The organism is Bacillus cereus group sp. MG9, assembly GCF_040459995.1.
Lineage (GTDB): Bacteria > Bacillota > Bacilli > Bacillales > Bacillaceae_G > Bacillus_A > Bacillus_A mycoides.
On record NZ_JARVHC010000001.1, the window covers coordinates 4,143,441 to 4,160,895 of the forward strand.

The following is a 17,455-nucleotide window of genomic DNA, read 5'->3' on the forward strand; positions in this document are numbered from 1 at the left end:
AAATACTGGACATCCCGGAGGGGAAGGTTACTGACATGAAATCATGCGTCTGGACTACCGACCAGAACTGTGTTTTTGTATCTCTTTCATTATATATTATATCTTATTTCCCATAATTTTTATATATTCACCAATCATTTTTTTATGCGATCCTACAATATAGTCAGGTAGTTCTGTTAGTGGGAAGAATGTAAGCTGAACCGCTTCTTCTTTATTCATAACAAAATTCCCTTCGTATTCATCGGTATAATAGGCTGTCGTTACAGATTGAAACTCATCACCGTTTGTTAATTTTGAAAAATAGTTCGCTCCAGAAAATACATTGATTAATTGGAGGTTCTTTACTTCTATTCCTGTCTCTTCATATACTTCACGGTAAGCTGTTTCTTCTGGTGATTCACCAAGCTCCATTAGCCCGCCAGGCAACCCCCACTTTCCGTAAGGCTCTGTTCTTTGCTGTAATAATACATATCCACTTTCATTTATAACGAGTACAACAGCACCAACTAAAATTAAAGGGCGATGACCAACTACTTTTCGTAATTCCTCTACATATCCCATGGAAACACCTCCCATTTTTACGTTGTCCACACTATTGTATCATATGTATGAAACGACAAAATGCGTATATTTTTCATTTTTTTAACAAAATATTTATTTTATGTGCTTCATCTACTGTAGCTAACATAATGGATTCAATTTCTGCATTCTTCTCTAAAAACTCTTTCGCCCACTCTTCTGTTTTTCCTACTAAAGCGAGAACGTCCTGCTGAATTCTTCCATCCTTCACTAAAATAAAAGCAACTGGAGATTTTTTCCCCGCCACTTTAAGATCAAGCCGAGAAACTGCTTCATATTCTGGATACTGAAATATAGAAACAACACCACTTGCTTCCCATAATGCTAATTTAATCGTTTGAATATCGCTCACATTTCGCATGCGAAGTTCCGAAAATAAATATTCCGCCGTAATTCTCGCCTTTTTCAAATTGCTAAAATCAATGGCACCATTGTGTATAAGAATAATAGGTGCAGGCTCTAAAAAGCGTCTCCATCTATCCCATTTCAACATTAAAACAGAGCTTATAATATGAAGTACAACTAGTATAAAAGTTGTAATCATTGAACCGAGTAATCCGACCTTTTCATCAGATAGCGCATTAGAAATATTACCACCAAGTAATAACACTAATACAACATCTAAAAAGCGAAGTTGTGCGATGGATCTTTGTCCCATCGATTTCGCAACTAATATTAAAAATGTGTACGCTATAATAGCTCGAACAACCCATTCACCGTTAGAAAGATGCCGTGCTCCTTCAAAAATATGCATATGCATCACTTTGCACTCCTTACATCCCAAACTGCTAGTCTGTTTTAGTTTGCAACGTTTAGGAGCATATATGTAAAAAAGCTGGTTCGTTTAAAAACGAACCAGCTTTTTTACTTAACTGAAAACATATATTTTTTATACGTTTTCCGTACCGATAATATGAGCCCCATCATAATCATATTCGAGAATAAGGAACTTCCCCCATACGATAAGAAAGGTAATGCAATCCCTTTTACAGGCATTAATCCAACGATCATACCAATATTTTGGAATATTTGAACCGTTAGTATTCCTATTGATCCAGCACATAATAATGTACCAAATAAATTATCAGCAGAATAACCGATAATAATTGTTCGATATAGCAGTAATAGGAACAAGAACACAACTAACGCGGCTACGATAAATCCACCTTCTTCGGCAATTGTAGCGAAAATAAAGTCAGTATGCTTCTCAGGGATATAGACGTTCCCTTCGCCAAATCCTTTCCCTTCCATACCACCACTACCTACAGCTAAAATCGATTGCTGTGTTTGATAACCTTGATCTGTATGTTCAAATGGATCTAACCAACCTAAAATACGTGATTGTTGGTGAGGTTTTAGTAACGTAACTAACTTATTAAAGAAGAAATCCTCATACCTTACGTAAATAAATATTAACGCCGATAATATGGTGACTGGAATAACTGTACATAACGCTATCAATTTCTTCTGAATACCTGACATAAATAAAATACATGCAATTGCAGCAGCATATAAGAACACCATCCCTGTATCCGGTTGGCTATATACAACAGCCATGGGCGGAAGGGATACAAGCACAATTTTACCTACTAATTGTAAATCCGTTTGGAATGTCCTTGCCATATACTGTGCATTATGTTTCACTGCTATACTTGCTACTACGAGAAGCAATGAAATTTTGAAAAACTCAGATGGTTGAATTTGTCCAACTAACGGAAATACAAACCATCTTTTTGCACCTAATTTTTCAGGTGTGAAAGTGGAAACCGGTAGTATTTTCAAAAGAATAAGTGAACCAAATCCGACGATATAAAGTGGCCAAGACAATTTTTGTAATTGATCTAAGTCGATGCTTGCAACAAGCAATAACAATACAACTCCAATTATGTAGTTCAAACCCTGTTTCATCGCAAAGTTTGCCTCTCCATATTGGCCAGTTTGCTGACTGCTATATATAGCAGCTATACTCGTAACACATAATGCTAACAAAATTAATATTAATTTTACATCTAAACTTTTTAGAAACTCGGTACTTCTTTTCATGACATCCTCCTGAAACATTGTTACAGCAAAATAAAAAACCAGGAGTCAACATTCTTCATGTTTTGACGACTGATTACACATTATCTATAAAACACTTATATAGAATAACTCTCTTTTTCATACAATACAATATATTATACTACAGTTTCATCAGTAAGATTTGCCAAAAAAATTATTCTTTTCTTATTTTATATCCATATACCATATATCAGCAATGTATTTTCATAAATTCCTAATACATAATCGTTCATTGTAAGATTACTGGGAAAGATATTATACATATAGTAGGATGTAGATGAAGAAATAAGATGATAAAAAGCTCGCATAAGCGAGCTTTTTATTAATATACAGATGTATTATTTTCTGACGTATTTTCTAGAATTTCTTTTACACGTCCTAAGAACTTACCACAAATTAGGCCATCTAGTACACGGTGGTCAAGTGATAAACATAAGTTAACCATGTCGCGAGCACCGAACATACCGTTATCCATAATTACTGGGCGTTTTACAATTGATTCAACTTGTAAAATAGCCGCTTGTGGGTAATTAATAATACCCATAGATTGAACAGAACCGAATGATCCTGTGTTATTAATTGTAAATGTTCCGCCTTGCATTTCGTCCGCTTTTAACGATTTCGTACGTACTTTTCCTGCAAGCTCTGTAATTTCACGAGCGATACCTTTAATCGTCTTCTCGTCCGCGTGTTTAATTACTGGTACAAATAGTTCATCCTCTGTTGCAACAGCGATAGAAAGGTTAATATCTTTCTTCTGAACGATCTTATCGCCAGCCCACATTGAATTGATTTGAGGATACTCTTTTAACGCTTGTGCTACTGCTTTTACGAAGAAAGCAAAGAACGTTAAATTAAAACCTTCGCGCTTTTTGAAATCACCTTTAATTGAATTACGGTATGACACAAGGTTTGTCACATCTACTTCAATCATCATCCAAGCATGTGGCGCTTCGTGTTTACTACGTAACATGTTCGCTGCAATTGCTTTACGCACACCTGTTACTGGAATTTCGATATCGCCAGGCATTGTTGGTACAGAAACTGGTTTTGCAGCTTCTACTTTTTGTGCTACTGGCGCTGCTTTTGGTGCTTCTGGACGCGCTTCTACTACTGCTGCTGCTACCGCTACCGCTTCCTCTTTCTTCGCACCTGCTTGCGGAATATTTCCAGATTCCACTAGCTTTAAAATATCTTTACGAGTGATACGGCCATTTGCTCCCGTACCTTCTACTAAATCTAAATCAACATTATGCTCACCCGCAAGTTTTAAAACAGCTGGTGAAAAACGTGGTTTTCCATCAGTTGGTTGTTTTGCTTTCGGTGCTTTTTCAGGCGTAGTTATATCTGCCTTTGGTTTTTCTTTTGTTTTTTCCTCAACAGCTGTCGCTGCTACTTCATCTGCGCCTTCTACTTGAATAACACAAACTACTTCACCTACAGCTAACGTCTCACCTTCACCAGCGATTAATTCTTTCACAATACCAGTGAAAGAAGATGGTACTTCAGCATTTACTTTATCAGTCATTACTTCTGCAAGCGGATCATACTTGTTTACGTGATCGCCAACATTAACGAGCCATTTACTAATTGTACCCTCTGTAACGCTCTCCCCGAGCTGAGGCATTGTGATATTTTCTACAGCCATGTATAGTCCCCCCGATTAAAATTCCGCAAGTTCACGCATTGCTTTTTCAACTTTATCTGGATTTACCATAAAGAATTTTTCCATTGTTGGTGCATATGGCATTGCTGGAACGTCTGGACCTGCAAGACGTGCGATTGGCGCATCTAAATCAAACAGACAGTTTTCAGCAATAATTGCTGCCACTTCACTTATAATACTTCCTTCTTTATTGTCTTCTGTTACAAGAAGAACTTTACCTGTTTTAGAAGCCGCTTCAATAATCGCTTCTTTATCTAACGGATATACCGTTCTTAAATCAAGAATGTGTGCAGAGATTCCATCTTGTGCTAACTTCTCAGCTGCTTGAAGAGCAAAGTGAACACATAATCCGTAAGTGATAACAGTAATATCATCACCTTCGCGTTTTACATCTGCTTTTCCGATTGGTAATACATAGTCATCTTCTGGCACTTCACCTTTAATTAAGCGATATGCACGCTTATGCTCAAAGAATAATACTGGATCTTCATCACGAATTGCAGCTTTTAATAAGCCTTTTGCATCATATGGTGTAGAAGGGATAACAATTTTTAAACCTGGTTGGTTTGCAAACATCGCTTCTACAGATTGTGAATGATACAATGCACCGTGAACACCCCCGCCGAATGGCGCACGAATTGTAACTGGACAAGTCCAATCGTTGTTAGAACGATAACGAATTTTTGCTGCCTCAGAAACAATTTGGTTTACTGCTGGCATGATGAAATCAGCAAACTGCATTTCAGCGATTGGACGCATACCATACATTGCCGCACCAATTGCTACCCCAGCAATTGCAGATTCTGCAAGCGGTGCATCAAGCGCACGATCTTCACCAAATTGATCATACAAACCGTGTGTCGCTTTAAACACGCCACCCTTTTTACCAACATCTTCTCCTAAAACGAATACTTTCTCATCGCGTTCCATTTCTTCGCGCATTGCTAATGTAATAGCATCAATATAAGACATTACAGCCATGAAACGTTCCCCCCTATTCTGCGTATACGTGCTTCAATGCATCTTCAGGTGCTGCATACGGAGCATTTTCTGCATATTCTGTTGCTTCATTTACGATATGCATAATTTCGTCTAGCATTTGTTTTTCAAATTCCTCAGTTAACACACCAACTTCTTTTAAATAAGCTGCAAATGTTATAATTGAATCTTTTTTCTTCGCTTCTTCTACCTCTTCTTTATCACGATAAACACGATCATCGTCGTCACTAGAATGTGCTGTCAAACGATATGATACTGTTTCAATTAAAGTTGGGCCTTCACCACGACGGCCGCGGTCTGCTGCCTCTTTTACAGCTTTATATACTGCAAGCGGATCGTTTCCGTCTATTGTATATCCAGGCATACCGTAACCAATTGCACGGTCTGATACGTTTTTACATGCTAATTGTTTTTCAACTGGAATAGAGATTGCGTATTTATTATTTTCACACATGAAAATAACAGGTAGTTTGTGTACACCAGCAAAGTTTGCTCCTTCATGGAAGTCACCTTGGTTTGAAGAGCCTTCTCCGAATGTAACGAACGTTACTAAATCTTTCTTCTCCATTTTTCCAGCTAGTGCAATACCAACTGCATGTGGTACTTGCGTTGTTACTGGTGATGATCCTGTAACAATACGATTTTTCTTTTGACCGAAGTGACCAGGCATTTGACGACCACCAGAGTTTGGATCTCCAGCTTTTGCGAAAGCAGACAACATAAGCTCTTTAGCTGTCATACCAAACGCTAGTACAACACCCATATCACGGTAGTATGGTAATGCATAATCTTTCTCTCTATCAAGAGCGAACGCCGCTCCAACTTGTGCAGCCTCTTGTCCTTGACAAGAAATTACGAATGGAATTTTACCTGCACGGTTTAATAACCACATACGTTCGTCAATTTTACGTGCAAGTAACATCGTACGGAACATTTCTAATACTTGCTCATCACTTAAGCCAAGCTCTTCATGGCGCTTTTCTTTTACTTCTGCCATTTTTCATAACCTCCTAAATCCACATTTTTATGCGTGTAACGCTCTTCCATCTACAGCAAGTGCAGCTTCACCAATCGCCTCAGATAATGATGGATGCGGATGAATTGTATGTGCTACTTCCCAAGGTGTTGCATCAAGTACTCTTGCAAGACCAGCTTCAGAAATCATATCTGTTACATGTGGTCCGATCATATGAACACCGAGAATGTCATTTGTTTCTTCATCAACTACAAGTTTTACAAAACCGTCTGATTCTCCGTATACAAGTGCCTTTCCGATTGCACGGAATGAGAACTTACCGACTTTTAACTTATAGCCTTTTTCTTTTGCTTCTTGTTCTGTTAAGCCGACAGAAGCAACTTCTGGACTACTATATACGCATTTTGATACCATAGAATAATCAATTGGTGTAACTTCTTTACCAGCGATATGTTCTACTGCAACAATTCCTTCATGAGAAGCAACGTGAGCAAGTTGCAAGCCACCGATTACATCTCCAATTGCGTAAATATGAGATTCCTTCGTTTGATAAAACTCATTTGTTTGAATGTATCCTTTTTCCACAACAATATCTGTGTTCTCTAAGCCCATATTTTGCGTATTCGCTTGTCTTCCGACAGATACAAGCATTTTTTCTGCTTTAAATGCTTTGTTCTCACCGTTATGTTCAGCTTGAATTGTTACTCCATTATCTTTTACCAATGTTTCTGGTAATACTTTTGCACCAGTTACCACTTTAATACCTTTTTTCTTGAATAGACGTTGCATTTCTTTTGAAACGTCATTATCTTCTAGTGGTAATATGTTTTTCGCATATTCTAATACAGTAACTTCTACACCGAAGTCAGCAAGCATAGATGCCCACTCAATACCAATTACACCGCCACCAACGATAATGATTGAGCTAGGAAGCGTTTCCATTTTTAGGGCATGATCCGAAGACATTACATACTCTCCGTCTAACTCTAATCCTGGTAATGAATTTGGACGAGAACCTGTTGCAACAAGCACATTTTTTGGAATCAACATTTCATTCTCTTCTCCACTTGCAAGTTCAACTGAAATTGTACCTGGCATTGGAGAGAAAATAGATGGGCCAAGAATACGGCCAATACCTTCAAACACATCAATTTTACCTTGTTTCATTAAATGCTGAACGCCTTTATGAAGCTGCGTTACAATCTTCTCTTTACGCTCTTGTACTTTAGCAAAGTTTAGTTCTACATTACTTGCAATAACTCCGAACTCTTCTCCTTTTTTAGCAGTTGCGTATACTTCCGCACTACGTAAAAGAGCTTTACTAGGAATACATCCTTTGTGTAAACAAGTACCACCAAGATTTTCTTTTTCAACAAGTGCAGTTTTTAACCCTAGTTGTGATGCACGAATAGCAGCAACATATCCACCAGTACCGCCGCCAACGATGACTAAATCATATTCTCTTGCCATTATCTCAACCCCTAGCTACTGTTTGTTTTTCTCGTACAATATATTCTTTTGGAGCTTCTTCTTCACGTAATACACGAAGTGCTCCTTCTGCTAACGCTTGTAATTCATCTTCTCCTGGATGTACGATAACATCTGCAATCCAGTGAACACGTTCTTTTATTTCATCGACAAGAATTTTACTGTACGCAAGTCCACCAGTTAATACGATTGCATCGATTTTCCCGTGAAGTACAGCACTAGCTCCGCCAATCTCTTTTGCAACTTGATACGCCATTGCTTTATAAATAAGAGTTGCCTCAGGATCACCTTTTTCAACCATTTGTTCTACTTTAATTGCATCGTTTGTACCGATAAGGCTTACAAGTCCACCTTGTCCGACAAGTTTTTTAACCATTTCGTCTCGGTAATACTCACCAGAAAAACACATTTCAACTAATTGTCCTACTGGTACTGTACCAGCACGCTCTGGACTAAATGGTCCTTCTCCGTTTAAGCCATTATTCACATCGATAACTTTTCCTTTTTTATGAGCACCAACTGTAATACCGCCGCCCATATGTGTAACTAATAAATTTAAATCCTCATATTTGTGATTTAATTCATCTGCTACTTTACGAGCAACCGCTTTTTGGTTTAATGCATGGAAGATACTTTTGCGTTCCATACCAGCAATACCACTTATACGAGCAATTGGCTCCATCTCATCTACAACGACAGGATCCACAATGAATGCAGGAATGTTTAATCCAGAAGCAATTTCATATGCTAAAATGCCTCCAAGGTTTGAAGCGTGATGACCACTAAACCCATTTTTCAAATCTTCTAACATCGCATCGTTTACTGTATACGTACCGCCTTCGATTGGACGAAGTAATCCACCACGCCCACAAACAGCGTTTAATTTTGAAATGTTAATACCATGAGAATGTAGAACTTCTAAAATCGTTTCTTTACGAAACTCATATTGGTCGATAATTCGCTTATATTTTCCAATCTGTTCTACGTCATGACGAATAGTTTCTTCTAGAACGGGTCTTTCATTATCAAAAACACCAATCTTTGTGGATGTACTACCTGGGTTAATAACAAGAATTCGATTTACAGACAATGTTGCTACCTCCACTAATAAATTTAAAAGGAAGTGGAAACCTCATAAGAGGTAACCACACCTTTTGTAAAAGTTATATATGAATGATTAGCGACGGCTAATAATGTCGTGACCGTTGCGTAAGTATGTGCTACGAGAGTTTTTCAAGCTTGCAATGCGCTCTTCAGCTAGACGATCTGCCGCTACATAAGTTGCTATGCCATCGCGTTTTGAAATTTCGATTACTTTTGCAATTGTGTCATAAATAGACTCAACACGTTTTAATGCACGTTCTCTATTGTATCCATATAATTCGTCTGCTACGTTAATTACGCCACCTGCATTAATAACATAGTCTGGTGCGTATACAATACCCATTTCATGAATAAGGTCGCCGTGACGATCTTCTTTTAATTGGTTATTTGCAGAACCAGCGATTACTTTTGCTTTAAGTTGTGGAATAGTTTCATCATTAACTGTTGCGCCTAATGCACATGGTGCGTAAATATCACATTCAACACCGTAAATTTCATTTGGCTCAACTGCTGTTGCACCGAATTCTTCTACTGCACGTTGTACAGCTTCTTTATTAATATCTGTAACGATTAATTTTGCTCCTTCAGCGTGTAAATGTTTGCATAGGTGATACGCTACATTACCAACACCTTGAATAGAAATTACTCTTCCTTCTAGGTTATCTGTACCAAATGCTTCTTTTGCAGCTGCTTTCATACCACGGTAAACACCGTATGCAGTTACTGGAGATGGGTTACCAGAAGAACCAAATGATGGTGAAATCCCTGTTACAAAATCAGTTTCCTCATGGATAATATCCATATCATCTACTGTTGTACCAACATCTTCAGCTGTAATGTAACGTCCGTTTAGTCCTTGAATGTAGCGTCCTAATGCACGGAACATCGCTTCGCTTTTATCTTTACGTGGATCACCGATAATTACTGTTTTTGCACCACCTAAATTTAAACCAGCTGCTGCATTTTTGTATGTCATCCCTTTTGCAAGACGCAATGCATCTTCAATCGCCGCTTCTTCAGAATCATATGTCCACATTCTTGTTCCACCAAGAGCTGGTCCAAGTGTTGTATCATGGATTGCAATGATTGCTTTTAAACCAGATTCTTTATCTTGACAAAATACCACTTGCTCATAATCATATTTTTCTAAGTATTCGAAGATTTCTAATGTCATTGTCGTTTCCCCCTAATTGTTTTACCCTATTTGGTTTATTTTGAAGCAGTCGCAACTGCCAATGCTAATGAATATACTTTTGTTTCTGCTGAATCAGCACGTGATGTTAAAACAATCGGTGCTTTAGCGCCAGCAATCATCGCTCCTACCTTTGCATTTGCAAAATAGACGAGTGATTTATATAGCACATTTCCAGCTTCAATCGTTGGGACGAGTAAAATGTCTGCCTTACCTGCTACATCACTTACTATGCCTTTATGTTCTGCTGCAATTTGTGATACTGCATTATCTAAAGCAAGTGGTCCATCAACGACACAATTTTTAATTTGTCCGCGGCGATTCATTTGAGTTAACATCGCTGCATCAATTGTCGCTTGCATCGCAGGATTAACAACCTCTACCGCTGCAATTGGCGCTACCTTTGGCAAATCAATTCCTATTGCCTGGGCAACTTCTACAGTATTTTGTATAATAGCAGCTTTTTGTGTTACATCAGGTGCAATGTTCATCGCTGCGTCTGTAACAAAAATAAGACGATCGTAATTTGGAACTTCAAACGCTGCAACATGTGAAAGCACGCTGCCCTTACGAAGTCCCCACTCTTTATTTAATACAGCTTTCAAAATATTTGCTGTTGGGATGTTCCCCTTCATTAGCACATCTGCTTCGCCATTGCTTACAGATTTAACAGAAAGTTCAGCAGCCTCAGCACTTGACGCTGCTGCAATCACTTCAATATGTTCTGAAGTTTGTAGCCCATGCTCTTGTAGCATCCCTATTATTTTCTCTTGATTTCCATATAGACGAAATTGAGCTAGCTGTAACTTGATTGCTTTCGCTACAGCTTCAATTACTTCATGATCTTCAGCTACTGCTACAGCCACAGTTTTTTTAGGCTGTCCTGCTGCTTGATCAATTAAGTGTTCTAACTTCATATTTTGTAATCAACCCTTTCCGTCGTCCCTCGTCTATTCATTAAGCAAATACCGTGCCAACTTCCAAAAGTGGTCTTACCAATAATGAAAACGCATTCAAAATGCAGTAAAATCAATACTTTGGAAAACAACGAAATATTCTGTCTCGTTTTGTCGCTTTTTGTATACCACGCAATAAATTGCACGGTACGCAATTTATTGCGTGCTATTTTTTGCACACTCATACTTTTCTAGCTTGTAATATAAGTTTCGAACTGAAATTCCTAACGCTTTTGCAGTCTTCGTTTTGTTCCCATCACATTTCTCTAAATATTCACGGATAATATTCCCCTCAAATTCTGTCACTAGGTGTTCAAGGGCCTTCTCTTCTAATTCAGGTAATAAATTATTTTGTTTCGTCTCTACTTGTTCTTCTTTATGTAAAGGCGGTAAATGATGTACATCAATATATATTTCGTTATAATTCATAAAGATAATAGCTCGTCCTAAAATATTTTCAAGTTCCCTAACATTCCCTGGCCATTCATATGATTGTAAATACGAAACGGCTGAATCGGTGAGTCCTTCTACATTACGACCATAATCTTGATTAATTTTTTGAATTAACCTTTCTGCAATCGCTGGTATATCTCCTTTACGCTGACGAAGGGAAGGAATTTGAATCGGGATTTTATTTAAACGATAATACAAGTCCTCTCTGAACTCTCCTTCTAGAATGCCCTTTTCTAAATTCACATGTGTTGCTGCAATTACCCGGACATTAATAGGTATCGCTTTCGTTCCCCCTACTTTCACAATTTCTTTTTCTTGTAGCACACGAAGGAGCTTCGCTTGCGTATTTGCAGATAACTCTCCGATTTCATCTAAAAAAACACTTCCATTATTCGCTTCTTCAAAGAATCCTCGTTTCCCGCCTCTTTTCGCTCCAGAAAACGCGCCTTCCTCATAACCGAATAATTCACTTTCTAATAAGGTCTCAGAAATAGCAGCACAGTTTACTCGTACAAACTTATTGTATTTTCGATTACTACTGTTATGAATAGCGTGTGCAAATAACTCTTTCCCCGTACCAGATTCCCCTCTAAGCAATACTGTTGCCGGTGTATTCGCTCCAAGTTTTGCTTGTTCAATAGCTGCCGTCGTTTCATCTGAATCACCAACAATATCATCAAATGAATATTTTGCTTCTAACGTTCGAATAATTTGTCTTGCCCTATTCAATTCATTTGTTAACTTTTGAATTTCTGATACATCGCGAATTACCCCGACGCTCCCTTTCAATATTCCATCGACAATAACCGGTGCTACGTTTACAATTACATCTCGCTTTTTTTGCCCAATCTTCATATGTATTCCTCGTACCGCTCGGCGCGTCCGAAGTACTTTCATATGCATACTTTCACCTTCCACAATATCAGTTGTAGCCGGCTTCCCAATAATTTCTTCTTCAGTCAAACCCGTTAACTTCGTATAAGCAGGGTTTATAACTAGTCCTCTTCCTTTCTCATCAACAACCGAAATTGCTTCCTCAGATGAGTTAATAATCGCCTCAAGTAGCGTTTGAATTTCTTTTAAGTCTGTAACTTCTTCCGCTAAATCTACAACTTCTGTAATGTCTTTAAAAATCGCAAATGCCCCTTGAACCTCTCCACCTTCTTTTAATATCGGAATACGCGTTGTAATAATCTTTTTTTCATTCTCTAACGTCAGTTCATGATTCACTTCTATTTTTTTCGTGCGTATAATACGAAGCAACTTACTCGTTGGAATAACTTCTAAAATATATTTCCCTATTGCTTCCTCTTTTTTATATCCAGTAATACGCTCTGCGCTTTTATTAAACAGACGAACTTGTCCCTCTTGGTCTATAACAATCATACCGTCATGCGTTGAATTTAAAATTAAATTCCCTTGTTGCGTCTGTTCTTCTAGCTTTCCAATTAAGCTTTCCTTCTCATGCGCTAGTCTCGTAACAATTTTTGCAATATCCCCTGGTATAAGAAGGGTGTCTTTATGCTTGCTTCCCAATAAAACTTTATGTAAATCATAATCACCTGTCATATCAAACATTACATCAATATGCATAGAAAGAAACGGAGTTACACTATCACCAATCGGAGTCCCATATTCCTTTGCGATTTGTAATCCTTTCGCAATTGGATTACTATCAATAACTCCTATAATTTGAAATATATTCGAATTTTGCAACAGACTCAGCAGTGTACTCCCACCTTCACCTGCTCCAACAATTAACACATTTTGTTTCATACATTACACTTCCTCTCGAAGTATCTCTGCAAAATTTTTCACATTCTTATCTTACTCGTTCAGCAACCTCTTGACAAACCCCCATTCCATATAACATCATTAAAATACACAAAATAATCTGAAAAGGAGCGTTATGTATGCGGCGTTACCTCGCTCTATTATTAGCACTCATCCCCATTTCATTAGCCGTGCTTGGTATTAAACTAATGAGAGATACTGTATTTGGGATTTTGTTCTCCCCAATCCCTATATTATGGTTACAATTTTTAATCGGCGCTCTTTGCTTCGCACTCGGGTTTTATATCTTCGGCGGCTTCGTCTTACACAGAGATCGTAAGAGAAATAAAGTACAAGCACGCTTCAGAAGATAAAACAAAGTTTTCACATATCATAAATAAAAAATGAGACCATTATATTAGGTCTCATTTTTTTATCGGTAATAAAGTTCTTGCTGTTTCAGGATAATCAGTAATAATCGCTGATATATTCATATCAAAATATTTACGCATAAGCGTTTCTTCATTTATCGTGTAAGGACGAACCTCCACACCACTTCCCATCGTTAATTCAGCGATAGCATCTTGAAGATAACGATAATTCGGATGTACTGCAGTAGCACCCATCTTTTTTGCATATGCCCACGGGCTATGCAAACCTTCACGATACAAAATAGCTGTTTGAATATCAGGAGCCATCATATGACATCGCTTCATACTGTAGTGATTAAAAGAAGAAAACACAATCCGATCCTCTAGACTAAACTTACGTACAAGTGTTATAACCTCTTCTTCTAAACCTCTGTATGGGATTTTATTATTTTTCAGTTCAATATTGAGTAGCAATTTCGTTTTTGCGAGCCATTCTAACACCTCTTCTAGAAGAGGTATTTTGCAAAAACCTACTTTGTCACCGAATTTATAACTCGCATCCAACTTACATAAATCCTCATATAAATAATTTCGAACCGCACCTTTTCCATTTGTTGTCCGATCCACCGTTTCATCATGAATAACGACAACTTTTCCATCTTTCGTGAATTGAACATCGAGTTCAATTCCGTCTGCCCCGAAAGCCTCTGCTGCTTCAAATGAAATCATTGTATTTTCCGGATACGTTCCCGCCGCACCACGATGCGCAAATATAAGAGTCATCCTCACTCCCCCAATCTTATGCTATACTATACGAAAAAGGAGGTACTTCTATGAGACCATTACAAATTTCTCCAGACACTGCAGTCCGCCTATCAAAAGCGTTAGGTGTTCCACTTGAACAACTTATGCATATGCCACAGCATATTTTAATACAAAAGTTAGTTGAATTAGAAAAACAAAATAAAGACGAAGAATAATATAGTCCTGTTTTGCAGGGCTTTTTATTATCACCTATTATATCACGGATAACTTACCCACTAAAATTATGAATGTGGGAAACAAAATAAAAGATCAACGAGTGTTTTAGACTCATTGATCTTTTATAAAAATATTTATTTTGAATATACTAATCTCAACTAGCCTTATGTTCAAGTCTTAGCTTATCCGCAACCATTGCGATGAACTCGGAATTCGTAGGTTTTGCTTTTGACATGGATACTGTATAACCATCACTATATCAAGGCATTGTATGTTTCATAACAATTATTAAAAACTTCTATTTATTGGTTAGAAGTGTAGAATTTATCGCTTATCTAAATTTGATTGTATCATCTATTCAAAGTACTTTCAATTAAAAAAGGTAATGGACATTACAAAAGCTTATGCAAGTTATACATAAGCTTTTTGTTATTCATGCTTGATTACTCTTCATCTTCAAAATCACGTAGGATAGAATGCACCATATTAAAGAAGAGTTGTTTTTAATGCTTCCTCAATCATTGTATTAAAATCACTATATGTCTCCATCACTGTACCCGATGGTTTATCAAGTTCTAGATAAGTACCGTCAGATAAGTTCTTACAAAACCACGCAATATTTGAATCTCCAAGGAACAGATACTCTTTTTGAAATTCATTTTCATACCAAATCTCATTTGTGTCTATAAGTCCACTAATTAGTTCGTCCCTTTCTGTGTCTAGTAAAGAAGGGTCAACTCCATAAATCACCAGCCCATTAAAATCTAAACCATTTACAATTTTAAGAAACTCCTCATATTCACTCGGTAAGTCAACATTAAAATTCTCTTTCACACGTTCTCTTAATTTACCAATTTCAGTATCCGTTGCGGGTGTATTCAGTTTATCATTAAAACTTTTCTCTATCTTTTCAATTTCTAAAATCAGATTTTTCCACATATAAAAACCTCTTTCTAAATTTATTTATTCTCCTTTAGGATAGCTGTTGTATTTTGGTATAGGCCAGCTTATGTCTGCACTATCTCCATCTTGTAAGTGTCTAGTTCATGTACATTAAAAAAGCTTATGTAAGTTATACATAAGCTTTTTTATTCATGATTAGATATTTTTCAAATCCTACGCCTTAAAGCAAGTCTTAAAAAGATTAAATATAATAGTCAGGATTTTCATCCATTTTAATTAAAAATTCTTCTAAAGAACCAGCTATTTTCATTGAACCAGAATATATAGGGCATTGACCTAATTCATTTGCTTGCTTAAATTTAATTGTTAAAAAGCTAAGTTCTGTCACTTCAAAAAACACTAATGATTCTTCATCGTCTACACCATCTATATTAGGGTTATATTCATAGATATCTTGTCTCAAACGAAAATCTACAACAGAAAAGGGGTCCATAAATCTGTTAAAAAAGAACTTACTTGATGCCTCTAAAAAACCATAACCAATTTCTTTATAAAAATTTTTCAATTCTTTAGGGAATTTCATTTTTAATAAATCTTCTGCTTCCTCTATCTCTTCACTTTTTAAAGGATAGAAAATAGGTGTTTGGTCAGATTTTATACTTTCATCAGCTACAACACACTTTTTCAAAAAATCAAACATAACTTTTACTACCTCCGTTAATTACTTTTTAAAAATTTCTCTTGAAATACTTTCCTTAGCATGTATACCACCTTGATGTTCATCAGGGTATTTAGCTGGGTGCATATTCCACCATTCATGTTCTCCACCATGTGCATTTTCAATAAGGTGATGTGCATCAAATGGCTTATCAATTCTCCGTGTTACTTTACCTCTTTTCGAAATAACTTCCTCAGCATATGTAGGCCATGTTTGGTTTGTTTCTTTTTCCCAATCAGCTATCAGCTTATTTTTTTCAGAACGGAACTCGTTCCTTCTTGTATCTACTTCTTCTTTGCTTAATCGTTCATAACTATTATTTTCCAAGTGTTCTTGTAGTAATTCCCTCTGGTTTTCAGGAATCTTTCTATTTGTTATTTCTTCTACTTGGCCAAGATATTCTTGGAATCTAGGTGTATTTAAATTACCAGGGTCAGCAAACATAAATGTATTACGTGCTTCTTCTAAAGAATTAAAAGAAGTTTTCGGAATATCTCTAAACTCACCAACGCCAGCATATGCAAAGCGGTCTCCCATTTGCAATTTATTTGTATAATGCGAGATACCTTCTGATACCTTTGCTAAATTCGTACCCTTTGCAAGTGTAGTGACTTTGCTTATTCCTTTATCACCAATAAGTCCTAAACCAACTTGAGTTAAAGCATAACTTCCCCATTTTGCACGACTTTCTGCGTCACCATTTATTACATCTTTAATAAATGAATCCGACAATACATTATACATGGTACTAAGTGTATCAATAGGATGCAAGGCTGCGTTCCCCATATTTTGCCACGTTTCCCATTTACCAAGTGCCTTAAATCCTTCTATAGTATCTTCAACGGCTTCCCCTGCACCTTCTACAATACCATCCCGAATTTTTTCGAAAGTAGATTTTTCAGGTAGCTTACCACACATTGCCCCTTCTTCTATCTTTCCATCAACTAAATTACCATCATAACGTTCATCGGCATTACGAAACTTTTCAGCAGCGTGCATTAGTTCTTCTGCAATCTTATCAAATTCCCGAAACACATTAAACATTTGAGGTTTTGTTTCATTAAACATCTGATAAAACCTTTGACTCGTTGCACCATTCCACATTGAAGCTACGTATTCCGTTTGGTTATATAAATCTTTATGTATCTGTTCTAACCTATTTTTAGTTTCAAGAACAAGCCTTGCTGACTGTTCTAGCCGTTCTGGCGTAACCTTTATTTGCGTCATGCTACCCC

17 protein-coding genes and 1 pseudogene are annotated in these 17,455 nt (G+C 37.1%); 2 read left to right on the forward strand and 16 right to left on the reverse strand.

All coding sequences use genetic code 11. The features are described 5' to 3' along the window. Positions 1-96 precede the first annotated feature (96 nt). From QCI77_RS21230 to QCI77_RS21280, 11 genes are all read right to left on the reverse strand, one after another. Entirely contained in the window at positions 97-561 is a 465-nt protein-coding gene (locus QCI77_RS21230) for an NUDIX hydrolase (RefSeq protein ID WP_113769830.1), read from the reverse strand. Positions 562-634: 73 nt separating this feature from the next. Continuing rightward, entirely contained in the window at positions 635-1,339 is a 705-nt protein-coding gene (locus tag QCI77_RS21235; RefSeq protein ID WP_002033965.1) for a DUF421 domain-containing protein, read from the reverse strand. 104 nt (positions 1,340-1,443) lie between these two features. Next, entirely contained in the window at positions 1,444-2,622 is a 1,179-nt protein-coding gene (locus QCI77_RS21240; RefSeq protein ID WP_000831201.1) for an FtsW/RodA/SpoVE family cell cycle protein, read from the reverse strand. A gap of 340 nt (positions 2,623-2,962) precedes the next feature. After that, positions 2,963-4,288, reverse strand: coding sequence for a dihydrolipoamide acetyltransferase family protein (locus QCI77_RS21245; protein WP_353825443.1), 1,326 nt, complete (start codon positions 4,286-4,288; stop codon positions 2,963-2,965). 15 nt (positions 4,289-4,303) lie between these two features. Next, positions 4,304-5,287: a 3-methyl-2-oxobutanoate dehydrogenase subunit beta gene (gene bfmBAB, locus QCI77_RS21250; protein WP_000290070.1), complete on the reverse strand. Its 984-nt coding sequence runs from the start codon at positions 5,285-5,287 to the stop codon at positions 4,304-4,306. Between the two features lie 13 nt (positions 5,288-5,300). Continuing rightward, positions 5,301-6,302 (reverse strand): 3-methyl-2-oxobutanoate dehydrogenase subunit alpha, encoded by a 1,002-nt coding sequence (gene bfmBAA, locus QCI77_RS21255; RefSeq protein ID WP_144506478.1) that lies wholly within the window; start codon positions 6,300-6,302, stop codon positions 5,301-5,303. Between the two features lie 27 nt (positions 6,303-6,329). Then, positions 6,330-7,751 (reverse strand): dihydrolipoyl dehydrogenase, encoded by a 1,422-nt coding sequence (gene lpdA, locus QCI77_RS21260; protein ID WP_002033960.1) that lies wholly within the window; start codon positions 7,749-7,751, stop codon positions 6,330-6,332. Positions 7,752-7,755: 4 nt separating this feature from the next. Beyond that, on the reverse strand, positions 7,756-8,859 hold the full coding sequence (buk, locus tag QCI77_RS21265; RefSeq protein ID WP_002088555.1) for a butyrate kinase: 1,104 nt from the start codon (positions 8,857-8,859) through the stop codon (positions 7,756-7,758). Between the two features lie 87 nt (positions 8,860-8,946). Continuing rightward, positions 8,947-10,047 (reverse strand): leucine dehydrogenase, encoded by a 1,101-nt coding sequence (locus QCI77_RS21270; RefSeq protein ID WP_002015088.1) that lies wholly within the window; start codon positions 10,045-10,047, stop codon positions 8,947-8,949. 35 nt (positions 10,048-10,082) lie between these two features. Further along, the gene (gene yqiS / locus QCI77_RS21275; RefSeq protein ID WP_002033959.1) at positions 10,083-10,982 is read right to left on the reverse strand and encodes a phosphate butyryltransferase; all 900 of its coding nucleotides are present in this window, start codon (positions 10,980-10,982) and stop codon (positions 10,083-10,085) included. 195 nt (positions 10,983-11,177) lie between these two features. Beyond that, positions 11,178-13,250 carry a sigma-54 interaction domain-containing protein gene (locus QCI77_RS21280; RefSeq protein WP_002088558.1) on the reverse strand — a complete coding sequence of 691 codons (2,073 nt, stop codon included), beginning with the start codon at positions 13,248-13,250 and terminating at the stop codon, positions 11,178-11,180. Between the two features lie 137 nt (positions 13,251-13,387). Between QCI77_RS21280 and QCI77_RS21285 the strand changes: the two genes are divergently transcribed. Continuing rightward, positions 13,388-13,621: a DUF2627 domain-containing protein gene (locus QCI77_RS21285; RefSeq protein ID WP_353825444.1), complete on the forward strand. Its 234-nt coding sequence runs from the start codon at positions 13,388-13,390 to the stop codon at positions 13,619-13,621. 51 nt (positions 13,622-13,672) lie between these two features. On the opposite strand, the gene QCI77_RS21290 is transcribed toward QCI77_RS21285, so the two are convergent. After that, on the reverse strand, positions 13,673-14,401 hold the full coding sequence (locus QCI77_RS21290) for a glycerophosphodiester phosphodiesterase (RefSeq protein ID WP_002033957.1): 729 nt from the start codon (positions 14,399-14,401) through the stop codon (positions 13,673-13,675). Positions 14,402-14,451: 50 nt separating this feature from the next. Between QCI77_RS21290 and QCI77_RS21295 the strand changes: the two genes are divergently transcribed. Further along, on the forward strand, positions 14,452-14,598 hold the full coding sequence (locus QCI77_RS21295) for a YycC family protein (RefSeq protein ID WP_001247671.1): 147 nt from the start codon (positions 14,452-14,454) through the stop codon (positions 14,596-14,598). A gap of 155 nt (positions 14,599-14,753) precedes the next feature. Here the strand turns inward: QCI77_RS21295 and QCI77_RS21300 are convergent. The 4 genes and pseudogenes from QCI77_RS21300 to QCI77_RS21315 form a co-directional block, all read right to left on the reverse strand. Beyond that, positions 14,754-14,849: pseudogene (locus QCI77_RS21300) on the reverse strand (sporulation initiation factor Spo0A C-terminal domain-containing protein); the annotation flags it as partial. A gap of 236 nt (positions 14,850-15,085) precedes the next feature. Further along, positions 15,086-15,538 (reverse strand): YrhA family protein, encoded by a 453-nt coding sequence (locus tag QCI77_RS21305; RefSeq protein WP_353825445.1) that lies wholly within the window; start codon positions 15,536-15,538, stop codon positions 15,086-15,088. Positions 15,539-15,743: 205 nt separating this feature from the next. After that, a complete protein-coding gene (locus tag QCI77_RS21310) occupies positions 15,744-16,202 on the reverse strand; it encodes an SMI1/KNR4 family protein (RefSeq protein WP_353825446.1) in 459 nt (152 codons plus the stop codon). A gap of 21 nt (positions 16,203-16,223) precedes the next feature. Continuing rightward, on the reverse strand, positions 16,224-17,447 hold the full coding sequence (locus QCI77_RS21315) for a WXG100 family type VII secretion target (RefSeq protein WP_353825447.1): 1,224 nt from the start codon (positions 17,445-17,447) through the stop codon (positions 16,224-16,226). Between the last annotated feature and the right edge of the window lie 8 nt (positions 17,448-17,455).

Bases quoted from the DNA above. Each gene is read 5' to 3' on its own strand.
- bfmBAB (WP_000290070.1), bottom strand. From the start codon at position 5,287: ATGGCTGTAATGTCTTATATTGATGCTATTACATTAGCAATGCGCGAA.
- lpdA (WP_002033960.1), bottom strand. From the start codon at position 7,751: ATGGCAAGAGAATATGATTTAGTCATCGTTGGCGGCGGTACTGGTGGA.
- QCI77_RS21305 (WP_353825445.1), bottom strand. From the start codon at position 15,538: ATGTGGAAAAATCTGATTTTAGAAATTGAAAAGATAGAGAAAAGTTTT.
- QCI77_RS21315 (WP_353825447.1), bottom strand. From the start codon at position 17,447: ATGACGCAAATAAAGGTTACGCCAGAACGGCTAGAACAGTCAGCAAGG.
- QCI77_RS21230 (WP_113769830.1), bottom strand. From the start codon at position 561: ATGGGATATGTAGAGGAATTACGAAAAGTAGTTGGTCATCGCCCTTTA.
- QCI77_RS21270 (WP_002015088.1), bottom strand. From the start codon at position 10,047: ATGACATTAGAAATCTTCGAATACTTAGAAAAATATGATTATGAGCAA.
- QCI77_RS21295 (WP_001247671.1), top strand. From the start codon at position 14,452: ATGAGACCATTACAAATTTCTCCAGACACTGCAGTCCGCCTATCAAAA.
- yqiS (WP_002033959.1), bottom strand. From the start codon at position 10,982: ATGAAGTTAGAACACTTAATTGATCAAGCAGCAGGACAGCCTAAAAAA.
- QCI77_RS21245 (WP_353825443.1), bottom strand. From the start codon at position 4,288: ATGGCTGTAGAAAATATCACAATGCCTCAGCTCGGGGAGAGCGTTACA.
- QCI77_RS21235 (WP_002033965.1), bottom strand. From the start codon at position 1,339: ATGCATATGCATATTTTTGAAGGAGCACGGCATCTTTCTAACGGTGAA.
- QCI77_RS21280 (WP_002088558.1), bottom strand. From the start codon at position 13,250: ATGAAACAAAATGTGTTAATTGTTGGAGCAGGTGAAGGTGGGAGTACA.
- QCI77_RS21290 (WP_002033957.1), bottom strand. From the start codon at position 14,401: ATGACTCTTATATTTGCGCATCGTGGTGCGGCGGGAACGTATCCGGAA.
- QCI77_RS21240 (WP_000831201.1), bottom strand. From the start codon at position 2,622: ATGAAAAGAAGTACCGAGTTTCTAAAAAGTTTAGATGTAAAATTAATA.
- QCI77_RS21285 (WP_353825444.1), top strand. From the start codon at position 13,388: ATGCGGCGTTACCTCGCTCTATTATTAGCACTCATCCCCATTTCATTA.
- bfmBAA (WP_144506478.1), bottom strand. From the start codon at position 6,302: ATGGCAGAAGTAAAAGAAAAGCGCCATGAAGAGCTTGGCTTAAGTGAT.
- QCI77_RS21310 (WP_353825446.1), bottom strand. From the start codon at position 16,202: ATGTTTGATTTTTTGAAAAAGTGTGTTGTAGCTGATGAAAGTATAAAA.